This window comes from Streptomyces sp. HUAS 15-9, from assembly GCF_025642155.1.
Lineage (GTDB): Bacteria > Actinomycetota > Actinomycetes > Streptomycetales > Streptomycetaceae > Streptomyces.
This window is the reverse complement of record NZ_CP106798.1, coordinates 6,006,929-6,026,410: the sequence shown is the minus strand read 5'-3', so window position 1 is coordinate 6,026,410 and position 19,482 is coordinate 6,006,929. Positions and strand designations below refer to the sequence as shown.

General features: G+C 70.2%; 22 protein-coding genes and 1 pseudogene. 7 read left to right on the top strand and 16 right to left on the bottom strand.

Annotated features, from left to right (window positions below; all coding sequences use genetic code 11):
- Positions 1 to 110: 110 nt before the first annotated feature.
- Positions 111 to 764 (bottom strand): DUF6230 family protein, encoded by a 654-nt coding sequence (locus N8I87_RS27980; protein WP_263212812.1) that lies wholly within the window; start codon positions 762 to 764, stop codon positions 111 to 113.
- A gap of 659 nt (positions 765 to 1,423) precedes the next feature.
- Entirely contained in the window at positions 1,424 to 2,395 is a 972-nt protein-coding gene (locus tag N8I87_RS27975) for a tetratricopeptide repeat protein (protein WP_263212810.1), read from the bottom strand.
- Positions 2,396 to 2,616: 221 nt separating this feature from the next.
- On the opposite strand from N8I87_RS27975, the gene N8I87_RS27970 reads away from it, so the two are divergent.
- Positions 2,617 to 3,243 carry a TetR/AcrR family transcriptional regulator gene (locus tag N8I87_RS27970; RefSeq protein WP_263212807.1) on the top strand — a complete coding sequence of 209 codons (627 nt, stop codon included), beginning with the start codon at positions 2,617 to 2,619 and terminating at the stop codon, positions 3,241 to 3,243.
- Between the two features lie 122 nt (positions 3,244 to 3,365).
- Here N8I87_RS27970 and icmA read toward each other — a convergent pair whose 3' ends face one another.
- From icmA to N8I87_RS27945, 5 genes are all read right to left on the bottom strand, one after another.
- On the bottom strand, positions 3,366 to 5,066 hold the full coding sequence (gene icmA, locus N8I87_RS27965) for a coenzyme B12-dependent isobutyryl-CoA mutase large subunit (protein WP_263212804.1): 1,701 nt from the start codon (positions 5,064 to 5,066) through the stop codon (positions 3,366 to 3,368).
- Between the two features lie 75 nt (positions 5,067 to 5,141).
- On the bottom strand, positions 5,142 to 5,480 hold the full coding sequence (locus N8I87_RS27960) for a DUF3817 domain-containing protein (protein ID WP_263212802.1): 339 nt from the start codon (positions 5,478 to 5,480) through the stop codon (positions 5,142 to 5,144).
- Between the two features lie 69 nt (positions 5,481 to 5,549).
- The gene (locus N8I87_RS27955) at positions 5,550 to 6,059 is read right to left on the bottom strand and encodes a MarR family winged helix-turn-helix transcriptional regulator (protein WP_263212800.1); all 510 of its coding nucleotides are present in this window, start codon (positions 6,057 to 6,059) and stop codon (positions 5,550 to 5,552) included.
- A 32-nt stretch (positions 6,060 to 6,091) separates the two neighbouring features.
- The gene (locus tag N8I87_RS27950; protein ID WP_263212798.1) at positions 6,092 to 7,324 is read right to left on the bottom strand and encodes an MFS transporter; all 1,233 of its coding nucleotides are present in this window, start codon (positions 7,322 to 7,324) and stop codon (positions 6,092 to 6,094) included.
- 67 nt (positions 7,325 to 7,391) lie between these two features.
- Complete coding sequence (locus tag N8I87_RS27945; protein WP_263212795.1) at positions 7,392 to 7,814, bottom strand: hypothetical protein; 423 nt, start codon at positions 7,812 to 7,814, stop codon at positions 7,392 to 7,394.
- A gap of 24 nt (positions 7,815 to 7,838) precedes the next feature.
- On the opposite strand from N8I87_RS27945, the gene N8I87_RS27940 reads away from it, so the two are divergent.
- Positions 7,839 to 8,819: an ArsR/SmtB family transcription factor gene (locus N8I87_RS27940; protein WP_263212793.1), complete on the top strand. Its 981-nt coding sequence runs from the start codon at positions 7,839 to 7,841 to the stop codon at positions 8,817 to 8,819.
- 19 nt (positions 8,820 to 8,838) lie between these two features.
- On the opposite strand, the gene N8I87_RS27935 is transcribed toward N8I87_RS27940, so the two are convergent.
- The 5 genes from N8I87_RS27935 to N8I87_RS27915 form a co-directional block, all read right to left on the bottom strand.
- Positions 8,839 to 9,489, bottom strand: a complete 651-nt coding sequence (locus N8I87_RS27935) for a TetR/AcrR family transcriptional regulator (RefSeq protein ID WP_263212791.1) — start codon at positions 9,487 to 9,489, stop codon at positions 8,839 to 8,841.
- The gene (locus N8I87_RS27930) at positions 9,486 to 10,166 is read right to left on the bottom strand and encodes a DUF4166 domain-containing protein (RefSeq protein ID WP_263212789.1); all 681 of its coding nucleotides are present in this window, start codon (positions 10,164 to 10,166) and stop codon (positions 9,486 to 9,488) included. Before N8I87_RS27930 ends, N8I87_RS27935 begins: the two co-directional genes overlap by 4 nt.
- A complete protein-coding gene (locus N8I87_RS27925) occupies positions 10,163 to 10,924 on the bottom strand; it encodes a hypothetical protein (protein WP_263212787.1) in 762 nt (253 codons plus the stop codon). Before N8I87_RS27925 ends, N8I87_RS27930 begins: the two co-directional genes overlap by 4 nt.
- Positions 10,925 to 11,075: 151 nt before the next feature.
- Positions 11,076 to 11,369 carry an MTH1187 family thiamine-binding protein gene (locus N8I87_RS27920; protein WP_263212784.1) on the bottom strand — a complete coding sequence of 98 codons (294 nt, stop codon included), beginning with the start codon at positions 11,367 to 11,369 and terminating at the stop codon, positions 11,076 to 11,078.
- Entirely contained in the window at positions 11,366 to 11,710 is a 345-nt protein-coding gene (locus N8I87_RS27915; RefSeq protein ID WP_263212783.1) for a DUF3817 domain-containing protein, read from the bottom strand. The genes N8I87_RS27920 and N8I87_RS27915 overlap by 4 nt, the downstream gene beginning before the upstream one ends.
- Before the next feature lie 167 nt (positions 11,711 to 11,877).
- Here N8I87_RS27915 and N8I87_RS27910 point away from each other — a divergent pair, with 167 nt between their 5' ends.
- The 4 genes from N8I87_RS27910 to N8I87_RS27895 all read left to right on the top strand — a co-directional run bounded on the left by N8I87_RS27910 (position 11,878) and on the right by N8I87_RS27895 (position 14,534).
- Positions 11,878 to 12,510, top strand: a complete 633-nt coding sequence (locus N8I87_RS27910; RefSeq protein WP_263216708.1) for an AIM24 family protein — start codon at positions 11,878 to 11,880, stop codon at positions 12,508 to 12,510.
- Between the two features lies 1 nt (position 12,511).
- A complete protein-coding gene (locus tag N8I87_RS27905; protein ID WP_263212781.1) occupies positions 12,512 to 13,162 on the top strand; it encodes an AIM24 family protein in 651 nt (216 codons plus the stop codon).
- Between the two features lie 47 nt (positions 13,163 to 13,209).
- Complete coding sequence (locus tag N8I87_RS27900; RefSeq protein ID WP_263212779.1) at positions 13,210 to 13,965, top strand: AIM24 family protein; 756 nt, start codon at positions 13,210 to 13,212, stop codon at positions 13,963 to 13,965.
- 92 nt (positions 13,966 to 14,057) lie between these two features.
- A complete protein-coding gene (locus tag N8I87_RS27895; RefSeq protein WP_263212778.1) occupies positions 14,058 to 14,534 on the top strand; it encodes a MarR family winged helix-turn-helix transcriptional regulator in 477 nt (158 codons plus the stop codon).
- Positions 14,535 to 14,574: 40 nt separating this feature from the next.
- Here N8I87_RS27895 and N8I87_RS27890 read toward each other — a convergent pair whose 3' ends face one another.
- The 4 genes and pseudogenes from N8I87_RS27890 to N8I87_RS27870 form a co-directional block, all read right to left on the bottom strand.
- Positions 14,575 to 15,831, bottom strand: coding sequence for an MFS transporter (locus N8I87_RS27890; RefSeq protein ID WP_263212776.1), 1,257 nt, complete (start codon positions 15,829 to 15,831; stop codon positions 14,575 to 14,577).
- A gap of 259 nt (positions 15,832 to 16,090) precedes the next feature.
- A pseudogene (locus tag N8I87_RS27880) lies at positions 16,091 to 16,639 on the bottom strand (hypothetical protein); the annotation flags it as partial.
- 27 nt (positions 16,640 to 16,666) lie between these two features.
- Positions 16,667 to 17,623, bottom strand: coding sequence for a methylmalonyl Co-A mutase-associated GTPase MeaB (gene meaB / locus N8I87_RS27875; RefSeq protein WP_263212774.1), 957 nt, complete (start codon positions 17,621 to 17,623; stop codon positions 16,667 to 16,669).
- A gap of 50 nt (positions 17,624 to 17,673) precedes the next feature.
- Positions 17,674 to 18,876 (bottom strand): acetyl-CoA C-acetyltransferase, encoded by a 1,203-nt coding sequence (locus N8I87_RS27870; RefSeq protein ID WP_263212772.1) that lies wholly within the window; start codon positions 18,874 to 18,876, stop codon positions 17,674 to 17,676.
- Between the two features lie 149 nt (positions 18,877 to 19,025).
- Here N8I87_RS27870 and mce point away from each other — a divergent pair, with 149 nt between their 5' ends.
- Positions 19,026 to 19,466: a methylmalonyl-CoA epimerase gene (gene mce, locus N8I87_RS27865; protein WP_263212771.1), complete on the top strand. Its 441-nt coding sequence runs from the start codon at positions 19,026 to 19,028 to the stop codon at positions 19,464 to 19,466.
- Positions 19,467 to 19,482 lie beyond the last annotated feature (16 nt).

Genomic DNA, 19,482 nt, shown 5'->3' with positions numbered 1-19,482 from the left:
GCTCCCTGGTGCGGCGTTGCTGTGGTGGTGATGTGTGCCGCGCGTGAAGACGTGGCTGGAAGGTGGAACGGGCGGGGGCGCCATCGGCTCCCCCGCCCGTCAGCGAGTGCTTAGTAGCACTCGATTCCCGCGCCGCTGCCCCGGTGCAGCGACATGTGCAGACCGCTGAGCTTGAAGGTTCCGGCGGTGGTCGCCCACGCCGTCTGCTTCACGTTGCTCAGGTCCGCCGACTCCGCCTGCTGGGCGAAGCCGAACGGGTTGGCCTGCTCACCGTTGCCCTTCATGCCCGGACCCTTGCTGGCGTCCTTGGCGGCCACACCGATGTCGATGTTGTGGAAGGTGGCGTCGGCGTCGAGGGTGTCGACGTCGATGTACAGGCGCTCCGCCTGGACCTGCTTGGCCTCGTCGGTGCTGTCACCCGCCTCGAGGCGCAGCGTGACGTCACCGAGGATCGGGATGTCCGGGGTGACGACCGACTGGCACATCTTCTGGATCGTGGCCGTGTTGAAGGCCGAGACCGCGACGGGGTGAGCCGACTTGCCACCGGACAGGGTGTAGCCCTGGTCGATCGCCCCGTACTGCGCGAAGCCCTTGCCGTGGAGCTCCTGCGCCGTCACCTTGAACGACTGACCCGAAACGCTGAACGACGCGGCCAGAGCGCCCTGCGCGAGGGCGACACCTATACACGCCGTGGCGGCGACGCTGGGCACCATGACCACAGCGAACCGCTTCCATCTGGTCCCGCCACGCACCTGGGACTCCATATTTCCTCCTTCTCGGACGTACATCTCCTGGCCCTGACTAGCCACCAGTCGGGCGGCTCAGCCGGGCAGGGATGGGAGAAGTGCTACGTCCTCGGGAAGGGGAGCGCCCGTAGTCGGAGGCGCGAACCGCGCCCGAATCACCGGCGATCACCCCCGAGCGACAACCACTGGTCGCGCCTGACACGCATCACGCACAACCCTGCTGGACAGGCTTCGCCGTGAGGCGAAGACCCCCCTGTCCAAGAGCCGGCGCCACTGCCGCCGACTCTGCTCGGTGGGGACCCAGTTGAACCCGTGCACCCGACCGGCTGTCGGGGTGGGGAATGGACCGAGCGTGGCCGATCGTGGTGCATTCTCGCCGCCCGCACAAGGGGGTTCGTTACTCGCTAGTAACGGCCGGATAACCGAACAACGACCCGGCGGTCTCGGAAGGCCACCCTCAGTGGCACCCGGGGGCGGAGCAAACCTGTTCATTCTTGGACAGAACCAGACAGAACTACGCCCTGGATTTACTCCGAGTAACAGCGGCCGCGATTACCAAGATTTGGTAAAGCGCGGCCGCACTGACGACTCGTCGGTAAAACTTTCACTCCGGCATCACTCGACGTGACGTTTAGCAACTGGTCAGAAACCGGCCCGCCACCCCGCTCGGGAGCCGGTCAGAACAGCGCCCGGGCCAGCGCCCGGCGCGCCCCGATCACTCTCGGATCCTCGGCACCGACCAGCTCGAAGAGCTCCAGGAGCCGACGCCGTACGGCATCCCGCTCGTCACCCGCCGTACGCGCGACCGTCTCGATGAGCCGCCCGAAGGCGTCCTCCACATGCCCCCCGACCAGATCCAGATCGGCGGCGGCGATCTGCGCCTGCGCGTCCGCCGGCTTCTCGGCCGCGTCCTTGCGCACCTGCTGCGGTTCGCTGCCCTGCACCCGCTCCAGCAACTCGGCCTGCGCCAGACCCAGCTTGGCCTCGGAGTTGCCCGGGTCCTCGCTCAGCACGTTCTTGTACGCCTGGATCGCCCCGCCCAGGTCCCCCGCGTCCAGGGCCTGTACGGCGGCCTCCAGGACCGCGTCGTGCGGCCCTGCCGGTGCCGCGGGGGCCACCCGCGCACCCGGCTCGGCGTCGGGGTCGACGGTCAGGCCCGTCAGCCCGAAGCGCTGCTCGGCGACCTGCACCAGCTGGTCGAGGGTCTCCCGGATCTGCTGCTCGCCGGCCGCTCCCTGGAAGAGCGGCAGCGCCTGCCCCGCGACGACGGCGAAGACGGCCGGGATGCCCTGCACCCCGAACTGCTGCATCAGCATCTGGTTGGCGTCGACGTCGATCTTCGCGAGCAGAAAGCGCCCGTTGTACTCGACGGCGAGCCGCTCCAGGACGGGGCTCAGCTGCTTGCAGGGCTGACACCACTCGGCCCAGAAGTCGATGACGACCGGCACCTCTGCGGAGCGCTGCAGTACGTCGAGTTCGAAGGTGGCCTCTTCGACGTCGATGACGAGATCGGCCGGGGAGACGGCCCCCGCCCCGCCCTGCCGGGCGGACTCGGCGCGCGCCTGCTCCGCCTTGGCCTTGGCCTCCTGGGCCGCCTTCACCGCGGCGAGGTCGACGACGCCGCTCATGGACATGTTCCGTGGCTGCATGCGTCTATCCTCCCCCGTTCCCGCGCGTGAGTGAAAAACGATGTGAAAGCGCCGGGTCCCCACCCCACGCCACCGGGTCATCGTGCGTGTGCGCCGCCCGCGCACGTCCAGCGCGGGCTTTCGCTACGAGTCGTAGCGTAATCCCATCGGGGGTCCCGGCGACACCACGCACCGGTGATCTCCCTCACGACTCCACAAGAACGGCCGGTTATGGTCGTGGGATGCAGAGCCGTACTCCCGCCACCCGCGCCGGACGCCCGCGCAACGCCGCCGCGGACACCGCGATCCTGGCGGCGACCCGGCAGGCGCTGGTCGAGCTGGGCTGGTCGAAGCTCACCCTGGGAGACGTGGCCACGCGGGCCGGGGTCGCGAAGACGACGCTCTACCGGCGCTGGTCGGGCAAGAACGAGCTCGTGGTGGACGCGGTCGCCGAGCTCTTCGACGAACTCGTCCTTCCCGACCGGGGCTCCCTGGCGGCCGACATCGAGGGCGTGGTGCTCCAGTTCGCCGCGATCCTGGCCCGACCGGAGGCGAAAAGTGGCTTGATGGCGGTGGTCACGGAGTCGACCCGGGACGAGGCCCTGCGCGAGCGCATCCGCGACTCCATCGTGGACCGCCAGAAGTGCCTGGTCCTGGAGGGCCGCGCACGGGCCCAGAAACGCGGCGAGCTGCCCCCCGAGGCAGGCCCGGAGGACGCCGCCCGCACGGTGGACCTCATCTTCGACATGGTGGCGGGCGCGGTGGTGCACCGCACCCTCGTCAGCGCGGAGCCGGCGGACGAGGAGTGGGTGCACAGCTTCACCCGGGTACTCCTGCTGGGCCTGACAGGAGCGTCGCAGGACGTCTAGGGGCACATCGCGGATGCTGTGCCCCTGCCGGCCTTCCGACGTGCCGACGTCAGCGGATCACAACGGTGCGCGTCGCACACCAGTCGGTGTGCGGCGCGCGTTCGGTATGCGGCTCGGGTGGCTCAGAAGCCCGCGGGCTCCGTGTACACCCCCCACTCGTCCCGCAGCACCCCGCAGATCTCGCCCAGGGTCGCCTCGGCGCGTACGGCGTCCAGCATGGGCTCGATCATGTTGGAGCCGTCGCGTGCGGCGGCGAGCATCGCGTCGAGGGTCGTACGGACGCGGGCCTCGTCGCGCCCGCTCTTGCGCGCACCCAGCACCCGGACCTGCTCCCGCTCCACCTCGTGGCTGACCCGCAGGATCTCCAGGTCGCCGGTGACGGAGCCGGTGTTGACGTTGACGCCGACGACCCGCTTGTCGCCCTTCTCCAGGGACTGCTGGTAGCGGAACGCGGACTCCGCGATCTCGCCGGTGAACCAGCCGTCCTCGATCCCGCGCAGGATGCCGGAGGTGATCGGACCGATCGGGTGCCGCCCGTCGGGGTGGGCGCGCAGCCCGCGCTCCTTGATCTGGTCGAAGATCTTCTCCGCGTCGGCCTCGATCCGGTCCGTCAACTGCTCGACGTACCAAGAACCGCCCAGCGGATCGGCCACGTTGGCGACCCCGGTCTCCTCCATCAGCACCTGCTGCGTGCGCAGGGCGATCTCGGCGGCCTGCTCGCTCGGCAGCGCGAGGGTCTCGTCCAGGGCGTTGGTGTGCAGCGAGTTGGTCCCGCCGAGCACCGCCGCGAGCGCCTCCACGGCAGTGCGCACCACGTTGTTGTACGGCTGCTGGGCGGTCAGCGAGACACCGGCGGTCTGGGTGTGGAAGCGCAGCCACTGGGCCTTGTCGCTCTTCGCGCCGTACACGTCCCGCATCCAGCGGGCCCAGATCCTGCGCGCCGCGCGGAACTTGGCGATCTCCTCGAAGAAATCCACGTGGGCGTCGAAGAAGAAGGACAGGCCGGGGGCGAAGACATCCACGTCCAGGCCGCGGGACAGGCCGAGTTCGACGTATCCGAAGCCGTCCGCGAGCGTGTACGCCAGCTCCTGCGCGGCCGTCGCCCCGGCCTCGCGGATGTGGTAACCGGAGACCGACAGCGGCTTGTAGGCGGGGATGCCGGCGGCGCAGTGCTCCATCAGGTCGCCGATCAGCCGCAGATGGGGCTCGGGCTGGAAGAGCCACTCCTTCTGGGCGATGTACTCCTTGAAGATGTCCGTCTGCAGCGTGCCGTTGAGGACGGACGGGTCGACGCCCTGGCGCTCGGCCGCGACCAGGTACATGCAGAAGACGGGGACCGCGGGTCCGCTGATCGTCATGGACGTCGTGACATCCCCCAGCGGGATGTCCTTGAACAGGACCTCCATGTCCGCCGCCGAGTCGATCGCCACGCCGCAGTGCCCGACCTCACCCAGCGAGCGCGGGTCGTCGGAGTCGCGTCCCATGAGCGTGGGCATGTCGAACGCCACGGACAGACCGCCGCCGCCGGCGGCCAGGATCATCTTGTACCGCTCATTGGTCTGCTCGGCGTTCCCGAACCCGGCGAACTGGCGGATCGTCCAGGTGCGGCCGCGATAGCCGGTCGGATACAGCCCGCGGGTGAAGGGGTACTCCCCGGGCCAGCCGATCCGCTCGAAGCCCTCGTAGGTGTCCCCCGGCCGGGGTCCGTAGACCGGCTCCACGGGGTCACCGGAGAGCGTGGTGAAGTCAGCGTCGCGCTTGCGCGCTGCGTCGTACCGGGCCTGCCAGCGGGTGCGGCCCTCATCGATGGCGTCAGCGTCCATACCATCGAATTTACTAGGACGTCCTAGTAAATGTCGATGGCAAACCGCCACGCGATACTCGCGCGGCGGTGGAGCCTATGCCTTGGCGACGGCCGGGACCTGATCGGCGGCCTTGGCCTCCAGCTCGCGGCTGACCTTCCGCTCGACGAAGAAAGCGGCGGTCGGGACGGTGCCCGCGAGGAGCACCCACAGCTGCTTGCCGACCGGCCACTTCGCCTTGGAGCCCAGGTCGAAGGCGAAGACGAGGTACACGACGTACAGCCAGCCGTGGGCGATGGCCACGACCCGGGTGAAGTCCGCCGCGCCGTCCATGTCCAGCCCGTACTTGGCGATCATGCTCAGGCACAGCAGCACGAGCAGTACACCGGTGACATAGGCGAGGACGCGGTAGCGGGTCAGCACGCTTTTCTTCATGCCGATGAGCGTAACCGCCCGTTCCGGGAGATCTTGTCCCGGGTCACCGCACGTCGACGCCGTACCGGGTCACTGCTCGTCGAAGTCGTGTGCCGCGACCCGCAGCGGCCGCAGCATCGCGAAGATCTCCCCGCACTCCTCCGCGTCGTACGCCCCGAGCCCGAAGTCCATCGCCATCAGGTCCCGGGTGGCCGCCTCGACCACCTCGCGGCCCTTGTCCGTGATGACGGCGAGCGTGCCGCGCCCGTCGTTGGGGTTGGGCCGCTTGGCCACCAGACCCGACCTCACCAGCCGGTCCACGGTGTTCGTCACGGAGGTGGGATGCACCATGAGCCGCTCACCGATCTTCGACATCGGCAGCTCGCCGGCCTTGGAGAAGGTGAGCAGCACCAGCGCCTCGTAACGCGCGAAGGTCAGTCCGTACGGCTTCACCACCGCGTCGACCTCGCCGAGCAGGATCTGGTGCGCACGCATGATCGAGGTGATCGCGGCCATCGACGGCACGTTTCCCCAGCGCTGCTTCCAGAGGTCGTCGGCACGGGCGATGGGGTCGAAGGGAAGACTGAGAGGCTTCGGCACGGCACCGACCCTACCGGCCGGTCATTTCGGGTTCAGCTCTGTCTCGGCTTTCGGTCGCCCGGAGCTTCCGTACGCCGGACCACGACCGCCAGCACGCAGCAGGCCACCGTGCCCAGCACCCCGACACCCGCGACGGTCGCGGTCACGCCGACGGCCTCCGCCGCCGCACCCGCCAGGGCCATGCCCACACCCTGGATCGTCATCAGCCCCGCGCTGAGCACGGTCATGGCACGGCCGCGCAGCTCCTGCGGCACGTCCCGCACGAACCACTGGTCCAGGCCCAGGGTGTATGCGGATCCGGCGCCGGAGAGCAGCAGCAGGAGCAGGGCGGCCGGCAGGCCGGGGTGCAGGGCGTAGCCGAGGTAGGGCAGCAGCGTCAGGCAGACCAGCGGCAGCGCGATCCGCTCGCGGGTCACGGGCCGCAGCCGGGAGCCCACGAACACCTCACCCGCGACCGTCCCCACGGGCAGGGCGCACATCAGCAGGCCGAGGCCGGTGGAGCCGACGCCGAGCTCGTCGGCGTACGGCGCGGCCAGCGCCTCCGGGGCCACGGAGAACATGGGCGGCACCCAGGACAGGAGCAGCAGGACCAGGACCCGCCGGTCGGCGAACACCTGCCGGGCGCCCTGGGGATCCCCGGCCTGCCTGGCCCGTGCGGGGCGCCGCCGGGTGCCGAGGCGCAGCAGCGCGGCCGAGGCCAGGAAGGTGCCGACGGTGATCAGCAGCGCGTGCCGCGGTGCCACGACGGTGAGGAGCAGCCCGCCCAGGCCGTATCCGACCAGCAGAGAGCTCTGCGCGACGATCCGCAGCAGGGACCGGCCCAGCACGAACAGGTCGCCGTCGCCGAGGATGTCCGCGAGGGTCGCCATGCGTGTCCCCGCGAACACCGGGGAGACGACGGCGAGGCCGCAGCGCAGCGCGAGCAGGACGGCGATGTCCGCCCCCGGCAGCGCCATCAGCGCGACGCACCCCGCGCACACCAGGTCGCACACCACCAGCACCCGCCGGGCCGGGAAGCGGTCGGCGACGCCGGAGAGCAGGGTGCCGCCGACGAGATACGGCAGAAAGCCGAGCGCGAAGGCGAGCGCGCTCAGCAGTGGCGAGCCGGTGAGGTCGTACACGAGCACGGACAGCGCGATCTCGCTGACGATCACGCCGAGCATGGACAGCGTGTGGGCGGCGAAGACGGCCCGGAACTCGGGCACGGCGAAGACACGGGCATAGCCGGCGGGCTGCGCCACCGGTCTGTGTTGCACGGCTGACATGGACGGCAGCGTGCAGGCGCCGGGGGCCCGGCCCCTAGAGATTCGGTGTGGGCCGAATCTCAGAAGTTCAGCTCGCGGTCCGCACCTGCCAGGTCTCCTGGTCGGAGATGTAGAGCGAGACGCGCTGCTCGAACCAGGCGGAGGCCGCCGGCAGGTCGCGGATCAGCGCCGGGATCTCCGGCTCGAATCGCAGCACGGTCAGGGTCTTCCAGCCGTGCGGGATCTCGTCGAACATCCGGCCGAACTGCTGGGTCACCGCGACGACCGTGACCGCGACCCGGGCGACGTCGCTCTCGTCCGCTCGCCGGAAGCAGCAGTCGTAGCGTCGCCCCAGCGGTACGTCCGCATAGTTGTACGAAAGGAAGAGGGCTTCCTCGTTGCCGGACCGCTCGGGGAGCTGATGCCCGAGGGCGGCGAGGGCTCCGTCGTCGGCACGGCTCTCGACGAGGAGAATGCGTTCCACCGGCGGGGTGTCCTCTTCGGTTCTCATGTCGTCATTCTGGGGAGGTCCGCCGTGCCGTCGCGCCTGTATTTCGAGGACGCGGACTTTCTCAGGTGCCGGTTCGCGGTGTCGCCGCTGTGGGAGACGCAGGACGCGGTGCGTACGCTCAAGCGCCCGGACCGGCACGGGTACCACGCGCCCTGGCTGCGCCGGATCCGCCGGGCGGCCGCCGAGCTCGATCTGACCCCGCTGTGGCTGCTGATGCCGCGCCGCGGCCACTCCCCCGACTGGCTCGGCTCGCCCCCGCTCGGTCCGGCGGCCACCTTCGAGGAGGAGATCGCGGCCGTGCGCGCGGCCGATCCGGAGGCGGCCCGCGCGGACACGGCCCGGTCGCTCGCGGACACCCCCGGCGCGCTGGAGTCGCCGTACGGCCGGGCCTGGCTGGCCGACCCGGAGCGGATGGTGCGGGAGCTGGCCGTCGCGATGGAACAGGCCTGGCACGTCCTGGTCGAACCGGACTGGCCCCGGCTGCGCGCCCTGCTGGAGGCCGATGTCGCCTTCCACTCCCGGCGGCTGGCCGAGGTCGGCCTGGGCGGCCTGCTGCCAGAGCTCAGCCGGCGCTTCGGCTGGCACGCCGGGACGCTGACCGTCGAGTCGGCGGGCGAGTACGAGCGGCACCTCGGCGGGCAGGGCCTGGTGCTGATGCCGAGCGTGTTCAGCTGGCCCGACGTCGTCACCGGCTTCGAGCCGCCCTGGCAGCCCGCCCTGGTCTATCCGGCCCGCGGTATCGGCGGGCTGTGGTCCGAGCCCGCGGACCGCGCCCCGGACACACTGGTACGGCTCCTGGGCCGAGGCCGGGCCGCCGTGCTCACGGCGCTGGACGAACCGTCGACCACCACCGCCCTCGCCCACCGCCTCGGGCTCGCCTCGTCCTCGGTGTCCGCGCATCTGACGGTGCTCCGGGACTCGGGCCTGCTGACCTCGCGACGCTACGGGCACCAGGTGCTGTACGAGCGGACACCGCTGGGGATCATGCTGGCGTCGAGCGAGTAGGGCACCTTGCGAGGGGCCGTCAGCGGCGGCCGGCGCGGCGCAGGTGATGGCGGACCGCGCGCTGGCCGACGGGACCGAGTTCCTCCAGGGCGGCCACGAGGGCGCCGAGTTGCTCCAGGGCGTCGAGGGCGGCGTGGGCGCCGGCCTCGTCCACCCCCTCGTACAGCTCGATGCCGACGAACGAGGCGGCGAGGGCGCGGGCCAGCCCCGCCGGGTCGGTGAACTCGCCGAAGGGGGTGTCGGCGAGCACCCGCCTCAGCACCTGCTCGATCTCGGTGATCCACAGGTCGAGGCCCGCGGCGGTGGCCGGGCGCAGGCTCTCGTGGGTCTGGGCACCGGCGAGCAGCTGGCCGAGGAGGGCCACATGGCCCCCCGCCCGCTCCTGCTCGTGTATCTCACGGCCGACGGCGAGGAGTTCGGACAGGGAGGCGACGGCGGCAAGGCGGCCGCGGTAGCGGGCCACCGCCTTCTCGGCGCCGTAGCGGCAGGCGGCGGCGAGGAGTTCGTCCACGGATCCGAAGTGGTAGAAGACGAGCGCCTGGTTGACTCCGGCGGCCGCGGCGACCGTTCGGGCCGACGTCTTGGCGATGCCCTGTTCGGTGAGCGTCCGCAGCGCGCCCTCCAGGAGTTTGGTCTTGGTCTCCTGGGACTTCACCGTCTCCGGGCTCATGCGCGGGACTCCTCGCGCACCGGGCGCAGACCGGGTCGTACGCCACAGGTCCGGATGTCCGTGTAGGACGCCGTGAAGGAACCCTCGTAGCCGAAGAGCGGGCCGAAGTACTTGTTCACCACCCGTACGCGGATGCGGAAGCGGCCCGCCGCGTCGTCGTAGGACTCCCGCACCTCGGCCGTGGCGCCGATGAGTTCGGGCACCCGGACGTCTACCGCGCCCTCCCGGAAGCGGTGTTCGCCGGAGCGGATGAGCAAGGAGCCGTCGGGCTCGGCGCGGAAGTGCAGCTCGCTGGCGAGGTGCTGGTGGGTGCCGAGATAGTCGAGGATGCGGTCCCCCTTGGGGCTCAGCACCATCTGGGCGTCGAAGCGGCGGGAGCGTCCCGGCAGGTCGAAGGTGCGCACGAACGTCACCGTCTCACGCCCGAAGGTGTCCTCGTAGGGCACATTCTCGATCTTGAAAGAAATGTTCCTGCCCTCGCGCGGAACCAGGATGTTACGGGTGGTACCGAGGGCCAGGAACGGCTTCACGAAGGCCCCGCCGTGCCAGATGCGGTCCATCACGCCCCGGCCGGTGCAGGCCTCACCGCTCGCCAGGCCCACCGAGAAACGGCGTCGCAGCTGAGGGTGGAGGCGGTCGAAGCCGGCGCCCATGACCGTGCGGAACATCGAGCTCAAGACGGGTTCTCCAGGGTGCACAGCAGTCGGGGGGCGCGCACGCGCGAGGGCGGGGTGCGCCGACAGCGGCGGGCGGCCGGGGTGCCGGAGCGCGGTGCCATGAAGAGGGCCAGGGAGATCGCGACGAGGAGGAGGAGCGGGCACAGGAAGGCCACGGTGGGCGCGAGCGCCCCGAGCAGGCCGACGAGGGAGCTGAGGCCGAGTCCGGCGCAGCCGGCGGCGAGCACGAGCGCGCGGACCGTCAGTTCGGCGAGCCAGTTCAGCAGCGCCCGCTCGGGGGTGATCCCGCGCTCCAGCCACAGCCGCAGCCGGTCGAAGGACCACGCGGTCGCCCAGCCCATCAGCGGACGGAACAGCACCCGGTCGGCGAGCGCCCCGAAAGCGCCCCAGCGGGGGCGGTAGTCGTAGCCGGTGAGGAAGCGCACGCCGTCGGCCTCGGGGACGTAGCGCCAGTAGCCGCTGCCCTCGGCGATCAGCGATAGCGGGTGCGGGGAGGTGAAGCGCAGGGCGGAGGTGCGGGTGCCGTCGGGGCGCTCCTTCTCGCCGGCGGAGACTCCGGTGCCGGAGACGGTGAGGAACGGCAGGAGGCGCGTCGCGTACCGGAAGCGCTGCGGCTCGCCCTCCGCGCGCGGGAGGTAGTCGATCTCGGTGAAACGGAGGTCCCAGCGCTGGTGCAGGGCGGGGTCCTGGGTGCGGGCCCACAGGTCGTCGAGGTCGGCGCGGATCCGCGCCTCGATATAGAGCGCCTTGCTCCTCATTCGGTGTTCCCCCATGTCAGCCAGATTTTTGAGCGACCGCTCAAACCATCTGGCCAGGAAAATACACCTCTTTGAGCGGTCGCTCAAACACAGGGCGCGAGAAAACCCCGGCCCTGGGGACCGGGGGTTCTGCGCGGGGCCATCTGGCCGGCTAGCCGGCCAGATGGCGCTCGACCGTCTCCACCTTGGAGGTGAGACCGTCGGTCACACCGGGACGGATGTCGGCCTTGAGGACGACCGACACGCGCGGCGCGCGCTCCCCCACGACGGCGACGGCACGCTTCACCACGGCCATGACCTCGTCCCACTCCCCCTCGATGGAGGTGAACATCGCGTCGGTGCGGTTGGGCAGCCCCGACTCACGGACGACACGCACGGCGTCGGCGACGTACTCCCCCACGTCCTCGCCGACCCCCAGAGGCGTCACGGAGAAGGCGACGATCATGCGTTCACGATCCCTTCCTTGCGGGCGCGGGCGGCGATGACCGCGGACTCGGCCTCGCGGCGCAGCTTGCGCTCGGCGAAGAAGCCACCGGTGGGCAGCACGGACAGGACGAAGTAGAACGCCGCGGTCCTGCCGCTCCACTTGGTGCGGTTCCAGGCGTCGGCCCAGAAGATCACGTACAGGATGAACAGGACACCGTGGGCCGCGCCCATCACGGGCACCGCGTTGAAGTCCGTGGTCCGCTTCAGTACCGAGCAGAGCAGCAGGATGAGGAACGACACGGCCTCGGGGGCGGAGATCAGGCGGAGGCGGCGGAGGGCGGTGGCGGTCTTGATGTCCACGAATCACCTTCAGTGGGAGGGGGAGGTCTACGGTTCGTGCGGCGGCGGGTGGCGCGGTTTGTGAACGCAAGCACAAACGTTTGCCCATTGTGGCAAACGCCCCACCGGTCCCGGGGAGAGGGGTCTGTCCGTCATCGGCCGTCCGCCGCTACCGTCGCTGCGTGGCGATGTTCCGACTTCAAGGAAGCAAGGTACTCGCCGTCGACATGACCGGGGACGCCGTGAAGGCGAAGAACGGCTCGATGGTCGCGTACGACGGGCAGATGGCCTTCAAGAAGCTGAGCGGCGGCGGTGAGGGGCTCAGGGGGATGGTGACCCGGCGGCTCACCGGCGAGCAGATGACCGTGATGGAGGTGAAGGGACACGGGACCTGCTGGTTCGCGGACCGTGCGTCCGAGATCAACCTCGTGAATCTCCAGGGGGACAAGCTGTACGTGGAGTCGAGCAATCTGCTCGCGACCGACGCCGGGCTGCGCACCGGGACGACCTTCACCGGACTGCGGGGGGCCTCCCAGGGCAACGGGCTGTTCACGACCACCGTCGAGGGACACGGTCAGGCGGCCATCACCTCCGACGGACCGGCCGTCGTGCTGCGGGTCAGCTCCCAGTACCCGCTGATCGTCGACCCGGGGGCCTACATCGCCCACCAGGGGAACGTACGGCAGTCCTTCCAGTCCGGTGTGACGTTCCGCACGTTCTTCGGTGAGGGCGGCGGCGAGGCCTTCCAGATCCGGTTCGAGGGGGACGGACTGGTGTACGTGCAGCCGAGCGAGCGGAACACGATCGCGGGGGACGTGTGAGATGGCCCTTCGGGAGATCAATTCCAAGATGGTCGAGGCCACGGTGCTGCCCGGCCAGCGGTTGTTCAGTCAGCGCGGGGCCATGCTCGCCTACAAGGGCGACGTCTCCTTCACGCCCAACGTCCAGGGCGGCCAGGGCGGGATCATGTCGATGATCGGCCGCCGCGTCGCCGGCGAGGCCACCCCGCTGATGACCGTGGAGGGCAGCGGCACCGTCTTCTTCGGGCACGGCGGCCATCACGTCCAGGTCATCAACCTCTCCGGCGACACCCTCTACGTCGAGGCCGACCGGCTGCTCGCCTTCGAGGGCACGCTCCAGCAGGGGACTATGTTCATGGGCTCGCAGGGCGGGGTCATGGGGATGGTCCGGGGACAGGTGACGGGGCAGGGGCTGTTCACGACCACCCTCAAGGGGCACGGGGCCGTCGCCGTGATGGCGCACGGGGGCGTGTTCGAGATTCCCATCACTCCGCAGCGCCCGGTCCATGTCGATCCGCAGGCCTATGTCGCCCACCACGGCGACGTGCGCAACAAGCTGTCGACCGCGCTGGGCTGGCGCGACATGGTGGGGCGCGGCTCCGGCGAGGCGTTCCAGCTGGAGCTGAGCGGAAGCGGCACGGTGTACGTCCAGGCCTCGGAGGAGAAGCTGTGACCACGTATCCGGGGGGCGGGGCGGCCGGCCCCGTGATCCACGACCCCATGACGCTGCCCGTCGACGACAACGTCAACAAGTACACGTTCTGCGTGGAGCTCAAGAGCGGGCAGTGGTTCCTGCAGAAGGGGAAGATGATCGCCTACTACGGGGCGATCGAGTTCAACGGCGTCGGGCACGGTCGACTCGACCGACTTGTCCGTTCGGCGTTCCATTCGCCTCTGCACGCGAGCGACTGGGTGGTGGCGGAGGGCTCGGGCAAGATGCTCCTCGCCGACCGGGCCTTCGACGTGAATTCGTATGACTTGGACGACGGCAACCTGACCATTCGCTCGGGCAACCTGCTCGCTTTTCAGCCAAGTCTCGCGCTCAAACAGTCGATCGTGCCGGGTTTTCTGACCCTTATCGGAACCGGCAAGTTCGTGGCCGCATCTAACGGCCCGGTGGTGTTCATGGAACCTCCGATCCGGGTGGACCCTCAGGCACTGGTCGGGTGGGCCGACTGCCCCTCGCCGTGCCACCACTACGACCACGGTTACCTGACCGGCGTAATGGGCGGTCTACGTGCAATGACGGGCCTCGGCGGGGCCTCCGGGGAGGAGCATCAGTTCGAGTTCGTGGGGGCGGGCACCGTCCTGCTCCAGTCGACCGAAACCCTCATGGCCGAGCAGGCCACGGGAGCGGTTCCGCACGAGCCCGGCGTACCCGGTGGCAGCGGGGTACCCGGAGGTCACGGACAGGCTCCGGGCGCACCGCGCCTTCCCGGACAGCTGGGGGACCTCCAGCGTCGCTTCGGGCTGTGAGCGGTAGTCTGCGGAGTGTGACGTCGAACGCGTGCGCACTGTCACACCGCCCTCACTAGTTCATCTTTCAACTTCTTAGGTAGACTTCATTCATGGAGACCGACACGGCCACGCGCTGGCTGACCGATGCGGAGCAGTGCGCCTGGCGCACCCACCTGGAGGTCAACAGGCTGTTGACGTACCAGCTCGAAAAGGATCTGCAGCCGTTCGGCCTGACAATGAACGACTACGAGATCCTGGTGAATCTGTCCGAGTCGGAGGACGTACGGATGCGGATGAGCGATCTCGCGTCCGCCACCCTCCAGTCCAAGAGTCGCCTCTCGCACCAGATCACGCGCATGGAGAACGCGAACCTCGTGCGGCGCGAGAACTGCGAGTCCGACCGCCGCGGGCTCTACGCCGTGCTCACCGAGCACGGCATGGAGACGATGCAGAAGGTCTCACCGCATCATGTGGCGTCCGTGCGGAGGCATTTCATCGATCTGCTGTCGACGGACGCGCTGGCGGAGCTGGACAAGGCGCTGAAGCCGATCGCCGAGCATCTGCGGGGGCAGCGGGGGCGTCCCTGACGGCGGTCCGAGCGAGCGGCCTGGCGGCAGACGGGGCGGTTCAGGTCCCGTCTGCCGTCTGCTGCCCGGCGCTGAGGCCGGCCCGGGTGGGCGGGGCAGGGCGGCAGGCCGGTGCCGTCACCACGGCCACCGCGCCCGCCAGCACGAAGCACCCCCACAGGGGAACTCGGCCGAGCAGCAGGCCTGCCGTCATCGAGCCGGTCGAACTGCCCGCGTTCACGGCCGCGTTGACCCAGGCCCCCGCCCGGGTCCGGGTTGCCTCCTCGGCCGTCTCCTCCGCGAGGAGGTACGCCGTCGTCAGGGTCGGGGCGACGAAGGCGCCCGCGCAGCTCATGGCGGCGGCGAGGGTCCATGGCCCCGTGGCCAGACCCGCCAGGGAGAGGGTCACGCCCGCGCCCGCCATGAACCACGGCAGGCGTTCCCGCGCCGGGGCGCGCCAGGCGATCGCCCCGTTCAGCAGGCCGCCCGCCGCGCTGCCCACGGAGAGGGCGCCGATGATCCAGGGGACCACGGCGTCGTCGTACGACCGCTGCCGTGCGAAGGCCGTCACGAGCAGCTCCGCACCGCTCAGGGCTAGGCCGAGGCCCGCCGCCGCGGCCACCGGTTGAAGCAGTCCCGGTGGCAATCCGCGCCCCCGGCGTACGCCCCCCGGCTTCGGGCGCCGGGTGCCGCGCACCGCCGGTGACGTCACGAACGCACAGGTCCCGGTCACCATCAGCGCGGCGCTGAGCAGCAGCCCGACGGGCGGCGGGCCGAAGCGCAGCAGGACGCCGACCAGGGCCGGTCCGGAGACGAACAGCAGTTCCTCCGCGACACCGTCCAGGCTGTAGGCGCGCTGCAGGAGCCGCCGGTCACCGACGAGTTCGCCCCACACCGCGCGCATGGTGGGGCCGAGCGGGGGCGCGCAGGCGCCGGTGAGGGCCGTGACCGCGGCGAGCGTCACCGGGGATGCTCCGGGATGCCAGGTCAGAGCCGCCAGGGCGCAGAGCAGGGCGCTGTGGGCCATCGCCATGGGGAGCAGGGAGCGGCGCGGGCCGTGGCGGTCGACGAGGGCGGCCCGTACGGGCATCAGCAGGACCGCCGAGGCGCCGAAGACGGCCATCACGGCGCCGGAAGCGGCGTACGAGCCGGTCGCCCGGGTCACCGACAGCAGCACGGACAGCGCGACCGTGCCGTAGGAGAGACGGGCCGCCAGGGCGGCGGCGAAGGTGCGGCGCGCGTGCGGGACGCGCAGGACGGCGGCGTACGAGGGCCGTCGTGAGGTGGGGGCGGGGCATGGCGAAGCGGGCGCGGACATGCGTGCGGTTCCTCGGAAGGAGACGGAGCGGGGACACCTGATCGCCTCGACAACCGGTGGTCGTCGCGGCGCGGTGTGCGCTCTACGCCAAGGAGAGGAACATGCGGATCAAATTAGCAGCCGCGCCTCGGGGTTGGCGACCGCCAACGCTCCGTCAGACCTTCCACCAGTTCGCCCGCCCCGCGATACGGATCCAACTCCGCCGGCGCACCGGGTTGGCGGTCGCCATGCAGGTCACCGATGCGCTCACACAAAGCCGTCACCGCGATCGTCTCGACCTCGCGGAAGGCGCGGACCGGCCGACGCCCGGCCGCCCCTCCACCCGCGCCCGATGCTCCTCCAAGGCCTCCACACTGCGCTCCGCGAGCGCACCGAGGTGACGGTCGCCATGCAGCTCACCGATGCGCTCACACAGAGCCGTCACCGCGATCGTCTCGACCCCACGGGACGCGCAGGCCGGCCGACGCCCGGCCGCCCCTCCACCCGCGCCCGATGCTCCTCCAAGGCCTCCACACTGCGCTCCGCGAGCGCACCGAGGTGACGGTCGCCATGCAGCTCACCGATGCGCTCACACAAAGCCGTCACCGCGATCGTCTCGACCTCGCGGAAGGCGCGGACCGGCCGACGCCCGGCCGCCCCTCCACCCGCGCCCGATGCTCCTCCAAGGCCTCCACACTGCGCTCCGCGAGCGCACCGAGGTGACGGTCGCCACGCAGCTCACCGATGCGCTCACACAAAGCCGTCACCGCGATCGTCTCGACCCCACGGGACGCGCAGGCCGGCCGACGCCCGGTGCTTCTCCAAGGCCTCCACGCGCCCTCGCCGATGGCGACCGTCAGCGTTCCGTCAGGCCTTCCACCAGTTCGTCCGCCGCGCGGTACGGGTCCAGCTCACCCGCCACGATGCGCTCCGCCAGCGCACCCAGGTGGCGGTCGCCGTGCAGGTCGCCGATGCGCTCGCGGAGGGCCGTGACCGCGATCGTCTCGACCTCGCGGGAGGCGCGGGCCAGTCGGCGTTCGGTCAGGACGCCCCGCTCCTCCATCCACGCCCGGTGCTTCTCCAAGGCCTCCACGACCTCGTCGATGCCCTCGGCGCGGGCGGCGACCGTCTTGACGATCGGCGGGCGCCAGTCGCCGGGGCCGCGGGACTCGCCCAGACCGAGCATGTGGTTCAGTTCGCGGGCCGTGGCATCTGCGCCGTCGCGGTCGGCCTTGTTGACCACGTACACATCGCCGATCTCCAGGATTCCGGCCTTGGCCGCCTGGATGCCGTCGCCCATCCCAGGTGCGAGGAGGACGACGCAGGTGTCGGCCTGGGAGGCGATCTCCACCTCCGACTGGCCCACGCCGACCGTCTCGACCAGGATCACGTCGCAGCCCGCCGCGTCCAGGACGCGGATCGCCTGCGGCGCCGACCAGGCCAGGCCGCCCAGATGGCCGCGGGTGGCCATGGAGCGGATGTAGACGCCGGGGTCGGAGGCGTGCTCCGACATCCGGACGCGGTCTCCGAGCAGGGCTCCGCCCGAGAAGGGGGACGACGGGTCGACGGCCAGGACGCCGACCCGTTTGCCCTGTTTGCGGTACGCGGTCACCAGCGCTGAGGTGGACGTCGACTTGCCGACGCCCGGGGAGCCGGTGAGACCCACCACGTAGGCGTTGCCGGTCAGCGGCGCGAGCGTCGCCATGACCTCCCTGAGCTGCGGGGACGCCCCCTCCACCAGGGAGATCAGCCGGGCCACGGCCCGCGGCCGACCTTCCCTGGCCTGGGCCACCAGAGAGGAGACGTCCTGCATCACAGCTCCGTTCGCTTACGAGACGTACCGCTTGCTTGTCGTACGGGGACTCAGGCCTTGGGTACCCGGACGATCAGCGCGTCACCCTGACCGCCGCCGCCGCACAGCGCGGCCGCGCCGACCCCGCCGCCGCGGCGCTTCAGCTCCAGCGCCAGGTGCAGCACGAGACGGGCACCGGACATACCGATGGGGTGGCCGAGGGCGATGGCGCCGCCATTGACGTTCACCTTTTCGGTGGAAACGCCAAGGTCCTTCATTGACTGGACCGCGACCGCGGCGAACGCCTCGTTGATCTCGATGAGGTCCAGGTCGGAGACCTCCAGGCCGTCCTTCTTCAGGGCGTGCAGGATGGCGTTGGAGGGCTGGGACTGGAGCGAGTTGTCCGGCCCTGCCACGTTGCCGTGGGCGCCGATCTCCGCGATCCACTCCAGGCCGAGCTCCTGGGCCTTGGCCTTGCTCATCACGACCACGGCCGCCGCACCGTCCGAGATCTGCGAGGCGGTGCCGGCGGTGATCGTGCCGTCCCGGGTGAACGCCGGGCGCAGCTTGCCCAGGGACTCCGCGGTCGTGTCGCCGCGGATGCCCTCGTCCTTGCTGAAGACGACCGGCTCGCCCTTGCGCTGCGGGATCTCGATCGGGGTGATCTCGGCCTCGAAGATGCCGTTCTTCTGCGCGGCGGCGGCGCGCTGGTGGGACAGGGCGGCGATCTCGTCCTGCTCGGGCCGCTGGATGCCCAGGCGCGTGTTGTGCTTCTCGGTGGACTCGCCCATGGCGATTCCCTCGAAGGAGTCCGTCAGACCGTCGTACGCCATGCAGTCGAGCATCTCGATCGCCCCGTACTTGAAGCCCTCGCGGGACTTCGGCAGCAGGTGGGGCGCGTTGGTCATGGACTCCTGGCCGCCGGCGACCACGATGTCGAACTCACCGGCGCGGATCAGCTGGTCGGCCAGCGCGATCGCGTCGAGGCCGGACAGACACACCTTGTTGACGGTGAGCGCCGGGACGCTCATCGGGATGCCCGCCTTGACCGCGGCCTGGCGCGCCGGGATCTGCCCCGCCCCGGCCTGCAGCACCTGACCCATGATCACGTACTGGACCTGGTCGCCGCCGATTCCCGCACGGTCGAGGGCAGCCTTGATCGCGAAGCCGCCGAGGTCGGCCCCGCTGAATGACTTGAGCGAGCCGAGCAACCGCCCCATCGGGGTGCGGGCACCCGCGACGATGACGGAGGTCGTGCTGTTCGTTCCTGACATGAGGTGCGATCCCCTTCCAGCTGCACAAAGCTGAGGAGTGAACGAGGGTTTACTTCGAATGTACTGAGCGGTACTGGGCCCCGTCATCGGGCCGTCGGTGTGATCGCGCGCACGTTGCGTAACCACCTCCGGGGCGCTCCACTGAATCCATGCTGACGCGAATCGACCACATCGGGATCGCCTGTCATGACCTCGACGCCACCGTCGAGTTCTACCGGGCCACGTACGGCTTCGAGGTTTTCCACTCCGAGGTCAATGAGGAGCAGGGCGTGCGCGAGGCCATGCTCAAGATCAACGATACGTCCGACGGCGGGGCCTCGTACCTCCAGCTGCTCGAACCGACCCGTGAGGACTCCACGGTCGCGAAGTGGCTGGCGAAGAACGGCGAGGGCGTCCACCACATCGCCTTCGGTACGGAGGATGTCGACGCCGACGCCGCGGACATCCGTGACAAGGGCGTACGCGTTCTGTACGAGGAGCCACGGCGCGGTTCCATGGGGTCGCGGATCACCTTCCTGCATCCCAAGGACTGCCACGGTGTCCTGACAGAACTGGTCACTTCGGCGCCTGTTGAGTCACCTGAGCACTGACCCTCGTACATAGGGG